This window comes from Armatimonadota bacterium (genome assembly GCA_016125185.1).
In the GTDB taxonomy this organism is placed as follows: Bacteria; Armatimonadota; Fimbriimonadia; order Fimbriimonadales; family Fimbriimonadaceae; genus Fimbriimonas.
Genome location: WGMG01000008.1, coordinates 14743 through 29057, shown reverse-complemented (window position 1 = coordinate 29057; position 14315 = coordinate 14743). Strand labels below are relative to the sequence as shown.

13 protein-coding genes and 1 other RNA gene are annotated in these 14315 nt (G+C 56.6%); 5 read left to right on the top strand and 9 right to left on the bottom strand.

Translation table 11 applies throughout. The features are described 5' to 3' along the window. Positions 1-2: 2 nt before the first annotated feature. The 3 genes from GC165_19005 to GC165_18995 are packed head-to-tail and all read right to left on the bottom strand — an operon-like array spanning position 3 to position 2250. A complete protein-coding gene (locus GC165_19005; GenBank protein ID MBI1334959.1) occupies positions 3-233 on the bottom strand; it encodes a hypothetical protein in 231 nt (76 codons plus the stop codon). Further along, entirely contained in the window at positions 233-1108 is an 876-nt protein-coding gene (locus tag GC165_19000; protein ID MBI1334958.1) for a prepilin-type N-terminal cleavage/methylation domain-containing protein, read from the bottom strand. Before GC165_19000 ends, GC165_19005 begins: the two co-directional genes overlap by 1 nt. After that, on the bottom strand, positions 1105-2250 hold the full coding sequence (locus GC165_18995) for a GntR family transcriptional regulator (protein ID MBI1334957.1): 1146 nt from the start codon (positions 2248-2250) through the stop codon (positions 1105-1107). The genes GC165_19000 and GC165_18995 overlap by 4 nt, the downstream gene beginning before the upstream one ends. Before the next feature lie 353 nt (positions 2251-2603). Between GC165_18995 and GC165_18990 the strand changes: the two genes are divergently transcribed. From GC165_18990 to GC165_18980, 3 genes are all read left to right on the top strand, one after another. Further along, positions 2604-4127 (top strand): hypothetical protein, encoded by a 1524-nt coding sequence (locus GC165_18990; protein ID MBI1334956.1) that lies wholly within the window; start codon positions 2604-2606, stop codon positions 4125-4127. Positions 4128-4188: 61 nt separating this feature from the next. Beyond that, positions 4189-5046: a DUF1080 domain-containing protein gene (locus tag GC165_18985; GenBank protein MBI1334955.1), complete on the top strand. Its 858-nt coding sequence runs from the start codon at positions 4189-4191 to the stop codon at positions 5044-5046. A 43-nt stretch (positions 5047-5089) separates the two neighbouring features. After that, positions 5090-6799: a hypothetical protein gene (locus tag GC165_18980; GenBank protein MBI1334954.1), complete on the top strand. Its 1710-nt coding sequence runs from the start codon at positions 5090-5092 to the stop codon at positions 6797-6799. 3 nt (positions 6800-6802) lie between these two features. Here GC165_18980 and GC165_18975 read toward each other — a convergent pair whose 3' ends face one another. The 6 genes from GC165_18975 to GC165_18950 form a co-directional block, all read right to left on the bottom strand. After that, positions 6803-7321 (bottom strand): DoxX family membrane protein, encoded by a 519-nt coding sequence (locus tag GC165_18975; protein ID MBI1334953.1) that lies wholly within the window; start codon positions 7319-7321, stop codon positions 6803-6805. A gap of 24 nt (positions 7322-7345) precedes the next feature. After that, a complete protein-coding gene (locus GC165_18970; GenBank protein ID MBI1334952.1) occupies positions 7346-8068 on the bottom strand; it encodes a hypothetical protein in 723 nt (240 codons plus the stop codon). Positions 8069-8376: 308 nt separating this feature from the next. Then, positions 8377-9087, bottom strand: coding sequence for a hypothetical protein (locus GC165_18965; protein MBI1334951.1), 711 nt, complete (start codon positions 9085-9087; stop codon positions 8377-8379). 84 nt (positions 9088-9171) lie between these two features. After that, positions 9172-9525: a transfer-messenger RNA gene (ssrA, locus tag GC165_18960) on the bottom strand. Between the two features lie 44 nt (positions 9526-9569). Then, the gene (locus tag GC165_18955; protein MBI1334950.1) at positions 9570-10037 is read right to left on the bottom strand and encodes a hypothetical protein; all 468 of its coding nucleotides are present in this window, start codon (positions 10035-10037) and stop codon (positions 9570-9572) included. After that, entirely contained in the window at positions 10037-12433 is a 2397-nt protein-coding gene (locus GC165_18950; protein ID MBI1334949.1) for an MFS transporter, read from the bottom strand. The genes GC165_18955 and GC165_18950 overlap by 1 nt, the downstream gene beginning before the upstream one ends. 184 nt (positions 12434-12617) lie before the next feature. On the opposite strand from GC165_18950, the gene GC165_18945 reads away from it, so the two are divergent. Both GC165_18945 and GC165_18940 read left to right on the top strand, forming a co-directional pair. Next, positions 12618-12845 carry a hypothetical protein gene (locus tag GC165_18945; GenBank protein ID MBI1334948.1) on the top strand — a complete coding sequence of 76 codons (228 nt, stop codon included), beginning with the start codon at positions 12618-12620 and terminating at the stop codon, positions 12843-12845. 141 nt (positions 12846-12986) lie between these two features. Further along, positions 12987-14216: a DUF1343 domain-containing protein gene (locus GC165_18940; GenBank protein ID MBI1334947.1), complete on the top strand. Its 1230-nt coding sequence runs from the start codon at positions 12987-12989 to the stop codon at positions 14214-14216. The last annotated feature ends 99 nt before the right edge of the window (positions 14217-14315 follow it).

Here is a 14315-nt window from a genome sequence, read left to right as displayed (position 1 = left end):
ATCTACTTCATGCCGTTCTTTTCTTTGATCGACTTGATCAAAGCATCCTTGGCCGCCTGCGGCATCGGCGAGTTTTGCGCACGCTCGATCTGCTGTTCTGGCGTAAGGTTCTTCACTGCCTCAACCGCTATTTGCTCATCCGCCGTATGCGGAGGTGCGCTATGGTCGTTACCGCCGCCGCATCCGCTCAACGAGAGGGTCGCCGCCAAAACCAAGAACGGCAGCCAACGCATTAGTTGACCCACTCCTTGATCGTGTTGGCCGAATCGACGATTTGCTGCTGATACGTCGGAGTCGAGGGACTCTGGGCGTTCCTCCATTGGTAGTAGCCCCATTGGTCCGTGGCGATTGTGCTGACCGCGTTCACGTTCTTGGCGTGTCCATCAAAGTAGCCGAACGTTGCGTTGTGGTTCTTCGTGCCCTGAATGCACGACGTGATCTGCCCGCCCGCCGGTAATCCGCCCGGCGTGCACATATAAGCGACCGTGTCGGCCCATGCGTCCGTAAAGAACGTTCGCGTCGGAGCCAGCAAAATCGTCTTGGCCGGATCGTTCAGGAGCGTCGATGAACCCGAGCCGCCCTGCAACGTTCCCGTTTGCATCTGGCCGATGATGGCGTTGCCCTGCTCATTGAATCCGGCGCTGCTGTTCAGTGCATAAGATCGCGGGAAGCGTGTCGTCTCGTCGCCCGTTCCTGTCATCGGGGGGAAGCCCCAATACAGCGGCGAGAGGTCCGACCAAGGCGCATCGGCGATTGGCGATTCAAAGATGCCGCCGCCGCTGGTTTGCTTGTAGGTCTCGCCGGCACCATAGTTCTTGCCACCATTCTTGATGTAGGGCAAGGTGGCATCTTTCCAGGAGTGCATCTTGGAAGTCCACCAGTCTGCGCCGTTATCCACGAGTCGGCTCAGCGGGAGCATATCGTCGGTATCGCTCTCGTAGATGACGACACCGAGCGTGATGTTCTTCACATTCGATAGATCGGAGGTCCGTTTCGCCGCCATTTTAGCTTGGGCAAAAACCGGGAAGAGGATAGCGGCCAAAATCGCGATGATCGCGATGACGACAAGTAGTTCGATGAGCGTGAAAGCTCGTCTTTGAGTATTCATTGCAGGATTTCCTTTTGTTTCTTTTCGTCCTCGAGCCACGCCTGCACCTCATCGAGGAGCGGCGAGTTTTGGGGGGTTGACGGGATGAAATCGGCTTCGATTCGACAGGTTTGCGAGGGTGTCCTCGCCCCGCTCATTTGCTCTTGTAGAAGTTCGGCGGCGACCACGCCGATTCGGAACTTCTTTCGCACGATCCGGTGGATGTCCCAGGGCCGCCGAAGAGCCAGCGGCGGCCACTCATTAATGGACACAATCTCCAGATCGTCCGGAATACGGATGTTAAATTGTTCGGCTGCCCGCAGAACCTTGAGCGCAATGTCGTCCTGGATGCAATACAGCGCCGTAACCTGCTGGGGTCCTTTGGTCATCGAAAAAACAATGTCGTTGATCGAGGTCTGAAGCAAGTCGCCGTTCATCTCGAACTCGCGCCCAATCCAACGCACGAAAGGCTCTCCGTCGATGCCAAAGCACTCCCGCATGCCTTCCAGAAACGCATTGTAACGGGCCATCGCCGACGTAACCGTCTCCTTATGAAAGCCAAGAAAGCCGATGTGTTTATGCCCGTGGTCGCGAAGCATGCGGATCGCCGACAGGGTCGCGCCTCGGTCGTCCGAGATCACCGCGCTGCCCTTGAAGCCAACTGGAATTCGGTCGACGACCACAACCGGAAAGCCCGTCGCGTGGAGCTTTTCGAGAAACGTTCCATCCCGCTGGTCGGCGATCGGGAAGCAGATGATTCCATCTGTCTCGCGAGACATGCGCGACAAAAAGTTCGCCTCGCGCTCGATGGAATCTTTGGAGTCGCACAGGACCAGCCCAAACTGATCGCCCAAGGCATCCTTGATGCCGTCGATCATTTCTGAAGACGGAAAGTCGAAGTTCTTAGCCACCCTATCAAAAATAAGGGCGACCAGGTGGCGTTTCTCGCGCGGCTCCTTGCGAACATATGTTCCGCCGCGTTTACGACTCTCGACGTAGCCCAGGGATTCGAGAAGCTCGAGGGCACGGTGAATCGTTGAACGACTGACGGAGTACTCCTCCCCTAGCTCGGCTTCTCGAGGCAATTTCTGGCCAAAATTGAATTCACCAGAATCGATACGATTCTTGATGTGGTCGGAAATTTCGCGCCAGGTAGACATCATCGTCCTCCGTCAATCCCCATGATAGGGGAGCATTTTGTGAATGTGGTCATTTCTGAACATATTTGTAAACTATGAACATAAGCTTTTGAACATCCAAACGACAACTCAGTGAAAATTCTTATAGGACTTTCTTTGTGGGGCGGGCTTGGCCTAGAATTCAAATAGGCGCGGTGGGGAGTCTTTTTCTGGACCGGTAGAGGGCTAGTGCCGGGTTCAACACCTATGTTGCGCCGCTGTGGATCAATATGGCTATTCAATCTGGATCTCGCGTCGTTACGGGGTCTCTCGTCCTTGCAATTCTTGCTTCGTTTTCCTTATCTGGCTGTGGCGGTGCCCTCAGCTCTTCTTCCGGTTTGACTTCGCCCAAGGTACCAATTGCTTGGGCCGCCCTGACTCGCGACGTGCAGGGTCCGAGCTACGCTAAATCGGCAACTATCACGTTCACGCCCACAGGGGGAACGCCAACCACTTGGACCGTCGATCGCCCCGCTGGCCTTACCGCCCAAACCGTCTTCTACCAGAGTCCTGGCTCGGTCGAATCTGGCCACGGCACGCTAAGCGTGACCTTCTTCAACGCCGCCGCTGGCGCAGGAACGAACGTCGCATCAGCCTCCGCCAGCATAGAAGTGCTCTCGAACGGCACCGTCCTGAACCCTGATGGCACCGCCTTCGGCACGGTCACCTACAACAGCACGCTCACCTCGCTCGTGGTCACCGCTCCCGACCTAGCCGCAAACACGTTCGAAACCGTCACCGTCTCTGGCCGAAGCGGCGCAGACGTTGTGGCTCTTCCCCAGGACCTTGTTGACATCACCTTGCCCGGTAATCCTCCCTTTGCGACTCTCGCTGGAAAGACGCTGACCGGCGTCGCCGAAGGGACGATCGGCGTCCAAGCTACTTTTGAAGCGGTGACCGGTTCGACCTCGGTCCATGTCACTCCGCCCGCGGCGACCTTCACAAAATACACATTCCTCGCCAACCATATCGCCTACGATGCCGGAAACAATAAGTTCTGGGGCACGTTTGGCGCGTCAACCGCCTACCCCGATTCTATCGTGGACATCGATCCCGCCACCGGCACTATCGGTACGCCGATCGCGGTCGGTTCGAACCCAGGTGCGATTGCTGTCTCCGCCGATGGAACCGTCGCCTATGTCGGCATCAACGGTTCGAGTACTTTGCGTGTCGTCGATCTCACCAGCCGAACGGCCGGGGCCACCATCGACTTCAGTTCGCTCTATGCAAGCGGAATCGCCTCCGATATCAAGTTCGCACCGAACTCGACGACCGACATCGCCGTCTGCCTGTCAGACGCTAGCGGACAGCATGCAATGGGTCCGATCTTCTATCGCAGCGGCGTAATCGTGAACCAAACCGCCCCTGCCCTCGACACCGCCGCCACAGTCGTTTGGACATCTTCGCAGACGGTCGACGGAATCCAGAATGGTGGGAACAACACGATCTACCGAGTCCTGATGGACACCAATGATGCCGTGGTCCTCGGCTCGGTCGATGCTCCCAACGCCCATAGCGGCAACATCGGCCTTGCAGGCAACAATGTCTACTTCCAAAACGGAGACGTTTTCTCCAGCGGTTTCCTGACATCTCAGGGACAGTTGACGAACGGCTCGGAAGCCTACGAAAGCGTCGCGACCGACTCGAATGGAAATTCGGCTTGGCTGACCGTCGCCGGCTCTTATCCGAGAATCATTCGAGGCTTCGACTTGTCGAGCATGGGCCCGATCCAAGCTGCAACCCTGCCTCTGGACAGCGCTTCATCGGAAGGCGTCATCCAAACCACGCGGTTTGGAGCCACCGGCTTTGCCGTCCTGACTGCCAAGGGTCTGTACGTCGTGCCCCACGCTCCGAGCCTTTAAGGGTGACACTTTGTGTCCCGGCGCCGAAGTGCCGGGACACAACGCAAGTAAACTCTCGGCCATGAGTTCTGTCCTTGGCGCGTGGGACGTCACCGTCCATCGCCCCTCCGGCCCCTTCCCATCCTGGTTCGAGATTTCCAATGATTTAGGCGAGATCGTTGGCCGCTACGTTGGCATCTGGGGCAGTTCCCGCCCCATCCCCAGCATCGTTATCGACGGCAATCGCCTCTCCTTCGCACTTCCGCCGCAGTACGAGGGCTGCAAGTCCGACCTCCGATTCGAGCTGACCATCGAGGGCGATTACATCTCTGGCCAAGCCTGGATTTGGGAGGACGAGCCATACCCCGTGTCTGGCACCCGTGCCCCCGCCATGGACCGCGCTGCCGGCACCCCCGGCGAACCTATCGATCTCATCGCCGCTGGTCTCGAAGGCTTTACTGCCCGATGGACGGATATGGCTTTCAACTGGTCGATGGAAAACGGCATCCTGGTGAATTCGGCCAAGGGCACCGACATCGTCTCCATCCAGAAATTCACCGACTTCCGGCTAGAGGCCGAATACACTTACCCGGAAAAGAGCAACAGCGGCATCTACCTTCGCGGGCGATACGAGTTCCAGATTCTCGACGATTTCGGTTCCGAGCCGTCCGTCGGCTCTTCTGCGGCCATCTACGGCTTCTTTGCGCCAAACCGCAACGCCATCCATCCCGCCGAAGAGTGGAACCACGCGGTGATCGAACTGATCGGCCGAAAGGTCACAGTCGAACTGAACGGCCACTTAGTCGTCGAAGACACGATTCCCGGCATCACCGGGGGTGCACTGGACTCCAACGAAGGCGAGCCCGGACCGATTCTTCTCCAAGGCGACCACGGCCCCGTCAGCTTCCAGAAACTGCTTCTGACACCCTTTAATCCGTAAAACCCTGTAAAAATACTGGCAAAGGCATATAATTATCTAAGTCATGGCTCGAAAGCACACGGATTGTGCTGGCTTGATGTTGGGGTTACTTCTTCTCGGTTGCGGCGGAGCCGCGACAATGGATGTCACCAGCGCAAAGACCCAGCTCTCAAACAAATTCACGATCTTCCTACCCATTGAGGCATCGGAGGGCCATCCCGACGCCATTCAATCGGTTCGAATAACGATTGCCGACGGTTCGGGACCTGGGGCAGACCTTTCCTGGGTCGTCAATGCGCCAAAGTCGAGGTTGCCGAGGACATTTGCGTCGGAACCTCCTTCTCGGCCCATGCCCGGCAACCATGCAGTCAAGCTCGAGTACTTCTCCGAAACGAACGCTGGCGGCACCGACGTCGCGTGGAACGTGGCCAACATCTGGTTTAAAAACGATGCCACCTTCACCGACTCATTAGGTCCAAGCAGTGCGACCCCAAAATTCGGCGTCGCATTCAACGTGATCGATCGATACGGATATTTCCAATGCGACTTCGGCTGGAACAACTTGGTCGCTGGCACGACCGTTCAGTCCCACGTAAATATCGCGGCTAGGGACAGAGTGGGACCCAACTCATGGTACCTGGCCTCTCCCGATCGGATCACCCACTACGAAGTTGATCACGCCAATCCCTCGGTAACGATTTCTCCGACGGGCCTGGCAACCCTTACCGATGAAGGAACCATTCCCATCCGGGTTACCCTCGGCTCTATCTGGCTCGTCCGAGAGATGGTGATCGGCCCGCAACCCAGCCAGGCTTCGCGAATCCTCAATCGCCAATCCAACGCTCTCGAATGGGAGGCCAACCGACAGATTCTCTGGTCTGCCATGGGCGCGAACGACCCGGCAAGTCAGACTATCGCCGTCATCGACCCCAAGACGGCGACCATCACCCGCACCATTCCCGTCGGCGGTGTCGCCAGCGCTCTCACCGTCACGCCCAGTGGGCAGTCGATGTGGATCGGTCTTGAAGGTGCCAACTCGGTCCGGAAAATGAGCCTTCCTGACGAAACTCTATCGGCTCCGATTTCGGTAACTTTCCCTGGCATCACGTCTCGAATTGGGCAGATCATCGTCGATCCCAATGATGAAGACCGAATCCTTGTCGTCCACCACGATGCCCACGGCAACCATGCGATCATCGTCGTGGATCATGGAACCGTCATTAGCGCCAACGCTCCACGAGGTTTCTCCTCAGCGGCGTGGCTCGGCCCGAACAAGATCGTGGCCACCCAAATCTTCAATCAAAACCAGGTGTTCACGTTCGATGCGTCCGGTTTCACGCCCGGCGCAAAGAACATTTTCGCCAGAGCGAACCCCTCCGATTACACTGCCCTAGGCGGAAGGTTCACGGCTGTCGGAAACTCGATTCTGATGAGCGTAGGGCAGATGTATAACTCTCAAACCCTCGCGCTCGAACATGGCTTTGCCTTCAACGGTTCGGTGCCGCTTGCCTCAACAATCAGCGCTAATGGTAGCGAGGTCTACACTCTGGCGACCAACAAATTCCCCAAAAATCAGGTCACTTTGCGCGCATTCGGTAATCCCCAAAACTACATCCATGCCTCTCGGCAGTACACGCTCGATAGCAACTACTATCCATACCAAGGATGGGGTGATACACCGATTCCCTTCCCGTCACTCGTGTGTACTGGCGGAACGTCGGTAGCCTTCAACACGCCAGACAGCATTTGCTTCGTGGACAATGCCTCGAATTAGGTCCTAGCCCCAGTTGGTTCGGCAGTCGCCCTCAGACTGCCGAACAACACCAGCCCGGCGGCAATCAAAACGCAGTTCTTCAGGATGTACTGGCCCAGCATCGTCGGTACGCCAAAACTCGACATCGTCTCTCTCGTGAGGAAACAGCACGAACGGCGTCAGCGTGCCCGCCATGTGCCCCATCAAAAGCCATAGAGTGAGCTTGAGTCGACGACCAAACAGAAACCCAAATCCGATCGTGACCTCCAAAAGCGCAAGCAACGGGAGCGACAACGACGGTTTGAGCACGCCAAGCGACAACTCTTGAAGCGTCCGGCCTGCGATCGCCTCGGCCGGACTTACGCCCGGAACCAGCTTCAACGCCCCGAACCAGATGAAGACTACTGCTATCGCCCATCGCAGGATCGTGGTGGAGTGGCTCGATAGAAAGTCGAGGAAGGCGTTTTCGAGGTCAGCCATCCTGACCTTGGTTCGAGATTCGGAAATTCCCAGCTTCATGGCGTGTTCCAGATGGAAAGCCATCAACGAGCATCTAAGGAGAGTTGTTCAGCCGCTGGGACTTTCGATGCTGGTATCGCTTGGGACCTTCGGGCACGGCTCAGCAAAGTTCATCTTGTTGAGAGCCCTGATCTCTATCGGCTGACCATCTTGAACCGCAACGCGAATTTGGCGGTCCGTGTAGTACTGCCCTAAATCCCCTGTACCGCCATCCAAAGACAATTCCTTCCACTCGCCATCAAGTCGAAACTTCACCCTCAGGGTTGCCCGATTTTGCCTCGTATCGACATTGGCGACATCCACGATTTCGGCGTCGAGAAGCTCCGCATGTCGAAGAAAGGCGAGTTCGCCCTGCCCAGCTCGCCAAATCGCTCGAAAGATCATGGCGGCTACCGCGGCAACTCCAGCCAAGATGAACCACTCTTGCTTAGCCCTGGCCTGACTCCAAGTGGCCGTTGGCGCGAACCGCTCCCAAATCTGGGGCGCATTTTTGGCATAGAAGATGGGGAATTGGGTGCCAACCGGGTTCTCGTCGTACACGGATTGGCCGACTGTCGACTCTTCCCGAGGAAAATGGTCGTCGCAGCGAAGCTCTAAAGAGGAAGTCTTTCCCATCGATCGGGAAGCAACCGTACATGTCGTCTCCGTATGGTCGGTCACGAACCCGGCCCGCCCAGATTCCACATACGCAAGCGCCAATGCGGCGACAAAAAAACAGACGCCAACAAACCCCAACGATTGCCGATAGCCCGTAATAAACTTCGGCTTCAACCGAACCTCACTCACGAGAATAGATACGGGTTGGTTCAAATCTAGGTTACTTTATCCGAACTTGAGCGCTTAACATGGCATGGACCAACTTGCGGCGAAACCAGCCAACCTACAACTGGCTCCGACGCAGGGCTGAAGGCCCGTTCCATGTTAGCCCGGGTCGGAGTTCCAGAGGAACAGAGGCCTGGGTAAAGTCCGCGATTCAAAAAAAAGTCCAAGGAGCGAAGTCGAAGACCCCGATGAGCAAAGCGGAATCGGGGCGACCCCTAATTACCGGAAGAGCGAACGGCCTCTGATCAAATGGCCTATCAATTCAGCGGCGGAAGCAACAGACAGTAAGTCGAACCAAAGTGGTAGCGAATCGTGTGGGGATCATTATTCTCAATCTCCAACAAGAACCTGCGCGCGTCGAGGAACCTTCCGACGCGATCTTTCGGCACCGCCAAATCCGCCTTGTACTTCTTCTCCTCAAACCAAAACTCAATCCAGGCGTGAACCTTGTCGGACTCCACATCTTCGGATTTCACTAGCGACGCCACGACAAGCGGCATGCATTCTAACCGCTTGAGGTCTTTGCGAACCGGCCACCACTGGAACCCAATCCAAGCCCCAATGCCACCGGCAATCCCCAAAACAACCAGCCATTCCCAAATGGCAATGCTCGAATTCCAATCGGCCGTCGGCGGCTTAGAAAGCCACAGGGTCGGATTCGACCTGCTGTAGAAGACTTCAATGCTTTGCCCAATCGCAGGCACCTCCAGTTGAGATGCGTCGATTTGCTCGGTGCGGTTCGCAACCGGTCCTGGACAGTGCAGTACCCGCTGCACAAGGCCAGGTTTCCTTTGAATCTTCTTCTCGACGATCCGACACTGCTCAGTCGAGTAGTCACGGAGAAAGTCTTGCCTCTGGCTTTGGCGCACGTACACAACAGCAAGCGTGACAAGGACGACAAGCGCGTAGCTAACAAGCGCAAACCGAAAGCGGGACAAAACCTTTGGCTTAACAACGACGCGGTTCACCGACACTGCAATTACGATTGAACCTAAAAAACAGTTGCGATTTGAAGCCAGAAGCCTGACTCCTGAAGTCTAAAAACGGAGATTTGGTGGAGGCGGGGGGAATTGAACCCCCTTCCAAAACTGGCTTCCCAGCGTTCCCACGAGCGTCTTCTCTGTACTGAATCTCGGTGCGGGTCTCTGCCGAGACCACCTGACCCGTCACCCAGTTCGATTAGTTTTAGCTCAACTTACTACGAACAGAAGCTCGTCAAGCGATCCGGATTTGCGACGCGAGGATCAGGGCCTACCGGCTCGACTCTGGCTCACGCACTGCATCTTAGGCAGCGAAAGCGAAGTTGTTGTTCGCAGTTACTTTTTTACTCGTTTTTTACGTGGCCAACGAGAATCCACGGCTCGCAACGAAGAGTCACTGCAGTTCTGTCGAACCCTGACGCCCCCTTGTTGTTCTCTTATTATGACGTCGGAAGCCGAATGAATGTTCGTTAGCCCTGCTTTCGATAGAATGGCTTGGCCTTGCTCGTAAGGTTGGATAACATCTCGCCTTCAGCGGCGAAGATATCCAAAACTGTTCCCTTTCGGTGATTTGTTTGGCGAAATGCCCTCGAAACCGCTTCTCGGAGATCTTTGTCGGTCTTACCGCCTCCCAGGTCGATCGCACACGCCACGCTTTCCTCCCGCTCGTTGTATCGAACGTGTACGAGGTAGGCCGCTTTGATATTTGGCTTCTTTACGAAGATCGGAGTCAACCTCCGCTCGATGTCCGCTGCTAACTCGCCCTTTTCTTCGCCGATCACATCGACCCGGTCTGCCATGCCTGGCCAAACATGATCTTCCTTATTCGAAGACATGTCAAAAACCGGCTTACTGTCTGCCTTGGCGTCGATAGGGCGACTGCGGCCACAGCCACATAGCGACGAAATCAGCAGAACGGAGAGAGCTAGGCGTCCCATTACTCTTTGCCCTTAGCGGCCCGTTTGTTCATCCTATCAGCATAAATACACGCCGCCAGAACAAACAATTCCTCCACGTGGAACAACGTCAGCGCTTCGGCGTCCTTGCCCAAATTCAGTTCCCGCACCGCAGTGTCCTCATCCTCCCTGGAGTGAGCCTCCAATGCCTTCGTCGCCGCCCGCGACTTCTTTCCGCTCACCGTCAAGAAGCTAATCAACAGCTTGTCACGCTCCATGCCCGAGCTCATCAGCGCCCTATAAAGACTCTTCTCCACGCCATAAATCCGGGCCAGGCCCAGTAAGCAACGCCGACGCGTGATCATCGACACGCACGTCTGGGCGACCGCCAAAATGCGCGGAACATCATCTAGGTTTCCATTCACACCCAGCGCATACGCCACCTCGGCACAGGCTTCGTCGTCGTACAACGCCAGCGAAGCCCGGCATGCGTCCGCCGTATCCGCAATCTCAAGTTCGGCCGAAGCCTCCGCCGCCGCGATGCGCACGCTAGGATGACGATCCTGCAAAGCGTGCGAAACCGTCGAGGCGATATTCGGCACATCCAGGTAGCGAAGGGCCTGCAGGGCCGACCGGCGAAGATCAGGGTCACGCGTATCCTCCGCCGAAGCAATCAAGCTCTGAATGGCTTCTTCGCTCTTCGCCGCCCCAGGAATCTTGGCGATGGCTCGCAGGCTAGCGCGGCGCAGAAGAGGAATCGGACTTTGCAACAACTTCGTCAACTCAGGAATCGCCGACATGTCGCCAATCTCGCCCAATGCATGCACCGTCTCCTCCTCAACCAGGTCGGGGTGAAGCTCCAACTGATGAAGCAGTTCGGGTACCGCCGCCGGATCACCCAGCCGCCCCAATGCCGCCGCCGCTTGCCGCCGCACGCGCGGCGATGGATCGTGAAGCGCGTCGATCATCTCCGAAGTCGCCAGCGAAAGCTTCTGGCCCGCGATCTTCTCGATCGCCGATTCGCGCTTGATCGCGCTGTCGCTCTCCGTGTACCGCTTCATCGCCCGCATCCCCTGCGGTGTCACGCCCTTCAAGGCCCGAATGGTCTCCCGAATGCTCGTCGAGCCCTCTTCACGAATGGGCGCTAGGAAGAACAAAGCGATCATCCGAATGCCGATCGTGGTCCAAAAAACCGCATGGTAGGCCAGGAAACCCGTAAAGAAACCGCGCCCTTCCGCCAGCAAAATAGCGCCGACCATTGGCGCAACGCCGCTGATGAACGACTGGGTGGCCAACCCGGCCCCAATATAGGTCGCCCGGTTCGATGGCTTCGCCGTCGACAAAAGCAGATTGAACTGGCAAATGGCCACGCTGCTCCAGTTCGCCCCCATCAAGAAGTGGCTGGAGATCAGCAGAACCAAGTTGAAAGTCGTCGCCTGGTCGCCCGGCGTATCCCTCGCCAACAGCCACGCCAACGGGCTCAGCAGCATGCCAAACCCGCCCACCATCAGCAGCGGCTTGTTGCCATATTTGTCGGCCAAATAGCCCCACAGCTTGGACATGCTGATGTTCCCCGCCGCGTGCATGATCGCGCAGAATTGAAGCTGAAGCTGGTTGAACTTCAGGGATTCGAAGGCGAACGCGGCCCACAAATTCCCCGCCATCGCTTGCCCCCAAATAAAGATCGACAGGAACAGGAGGACGCGGCGAAAATCCTTGTCGCTGAACGGAACCGCGAACGCCTTGATCGCCTCCTTAACGTTCTGCTTAACCGGCTCTGCCCGTGGGATGTCATGCATCTGCGAGAAGAAAAACCAACTGGTGAACGCGCAAACGACCGCGAAACTGAAGACCGCGCTATACCCCTGCGAGGTCATGCCGATGTCTTGGAACTTCTTGACGATATAGCCACCAAGCAGGCCCACCGAAGCGCCCACCGCCACCATCAGTGCGTTGCGATTGGCAAAGAAAACTCCGCGCGAGTTGCCCGGAATCATCTCCGCCAGCCAGTCGTTGTAGATCGGGTTGACGATATTGATGATCGCCGCCGCCAACGACACGCACCCCAAAATGATCCCAAGCTTGATATCGGCCGTCAGGGCCAAAAGCGGCAGAATCGCAATCGGAATATGGAGCATTCGCCAGATGAATGCGGGAATGCGAATAAAGCCCTTATAGTTCGGAAAACTCCGACCCCAAATCGCGCCCGGAATCTGGATCAGCCCCAGAAACCCAGGCAGAGAGGTGATCAGACCGATCCAAAGGTCGGCACCCTTCCCCGGCGCAACCGTCTTGATATAGCCGACGATGAATCCACCGCCAATGAGGGTCGCGAAAGCCGTCGCAAATGACCCGTCGAGATTGGCCACACGGAGGGTGCGAAGGTTTTCCAGCCGGTCCGGCCGCGGATAGTTAGACTCCGCGGACTGGTCTTCCATTTGGTTCGCCTCCAAACTCCCTCATCCGGTTCATGAACCTACGAAGGTTACCGAAATTGTCCCCAAAAAGGCCCAAATAGCCCTACCTTAGGCACAGGAAACCACCAGGTTTCGTATCCTGAAGTTAAGAACCGGATAATTGCTGGTTCGAATTCACTTGGAAACAAGGCAGGTACCTATTGAGATGAAAGACCGTACCAGGGCATGGAGACGAAAACAAACTCGTCGCATCGTCAACAAGATCGAGAACACCAAGAAGTGGCTCCTCAACACGGTTCAAAAACGAACAGCCGATCGACCGGCACCGCTAGCGGAGGCAAAGCCACACAAACACGGAAAGCTCACTCGAATGCAAGAGGTCCGACTCCAACTCTATCTCAACAATCAGCTCGCTGACGACTTTGCCGCCTAAGGCGAAGTGGAACGACAAGGCCCTGGCTTCCTCGCTGTGAAGCCGGGGCTTTTTTTGTTGCGGCCGATACGGCGTTTGCTCCCGACTCCCAACTCCCAACTCTAACCCGCCCCGACATGTAAACTAACCGCCATGCCACTCATGACCGGACTGGACATTCTCACATCCGCCGGTTTCTCGGCCCTCAAGGGCAAGCGCATCGCCGTCGTCTGCAACCAAGCCAGCGTCGATCGTGACTACAAACACATCCTCGACCTCCTCGAACAGAACCACAGCCAAGCCGGGTTCACCATAGCTGCCGTCTTCGGCCCTCAACACGGCCTGTTCGGCACCACCCAAGACAACATGATCGAGTGGGAAGGCGAAGGTGCCGAAAAGCTCCGCTTTCCCGTCTACTCGCTCTACGGCGAGCATCGCGAGCCCACCGAAGCCATGCTCGAAGGTGTCGATCTCATCCTCGTCGACCTCCCCGATGTCGGCTCCCGCTATTACACCTTCATCTGGACGACGTCCCTCACCATGAAGGCCGCCGAGCGCTTGGGAATCCCCATGCTCGTTCTCGACCGCCCCAACCCCATTGGCTCAAAGGTCGAAGGAACCCTGCTCGACCCCGCTTACGCCTCCTTCGTCGGGCTTCATCCGCTCCCCCTCCGCCACGGGCTCACCATCGGCGAGATCGCCCGCCACGTCAACCAGAGCTTCTATCCCAAAGCATCGGTCGAGATCATGAAGATCGAAGGTTGGGACCGCGATTCCTTTGCCGACCATAACGGCTACGCCTGGGTGATGCCATCGCCCAACATGCCAACCGTTGAAACCGCCGTCGTCTATCCCGGCGGATGCCTCATCGAGGGCACCAATCTGAGCGAGGGTCGAGGAACGACGAAACCCTTCGAAACCGTTGGAGCCCCGTGGCTAGATGGCCCTCGCCTTGCCGATGCGCTGAACCAGTCAGGGCTAAAGGGCGTCTATTTCCGCCCCATCCAATTCGAGCCAACCTTTAACAAATACGCTGGGCAAATCTGCAACGGAGTGTTCGTTCACGTCACCGACCGCGCCACGTTCCAGCCGGTTCTCGCTTACGTCGCTATCTTGCAGGAGTGCGTCCGCCAAACCGGTTTGCACGATTCGTCGGGAAGCCAACTCGATCGCTTCAAGGCCGCCGGACCCGAGACCGATCTCCCCGGATTCGCCTGGAAACAACCTCCATATGAGTACGAATACGAAAAGCTTCCTATCGATATCCTTTTTGGCCAAGAGTGGCCACGCCACGCTATCGAGAACTTGGAAAATATACAAGTTTTGAACAACCGAATGGAAAACGAAGCCTTAACATTCCATTCCTTAGCTCTAAGCTGTAAAATATATTAAGATAGGCGAGGAAAACCAGGTCCTTAACATTTCGTTAACACGATCCCATCACCATTTTCTTTGCAGGAGCGGTCTATCTATTGTTGCGAAGCGCGCACA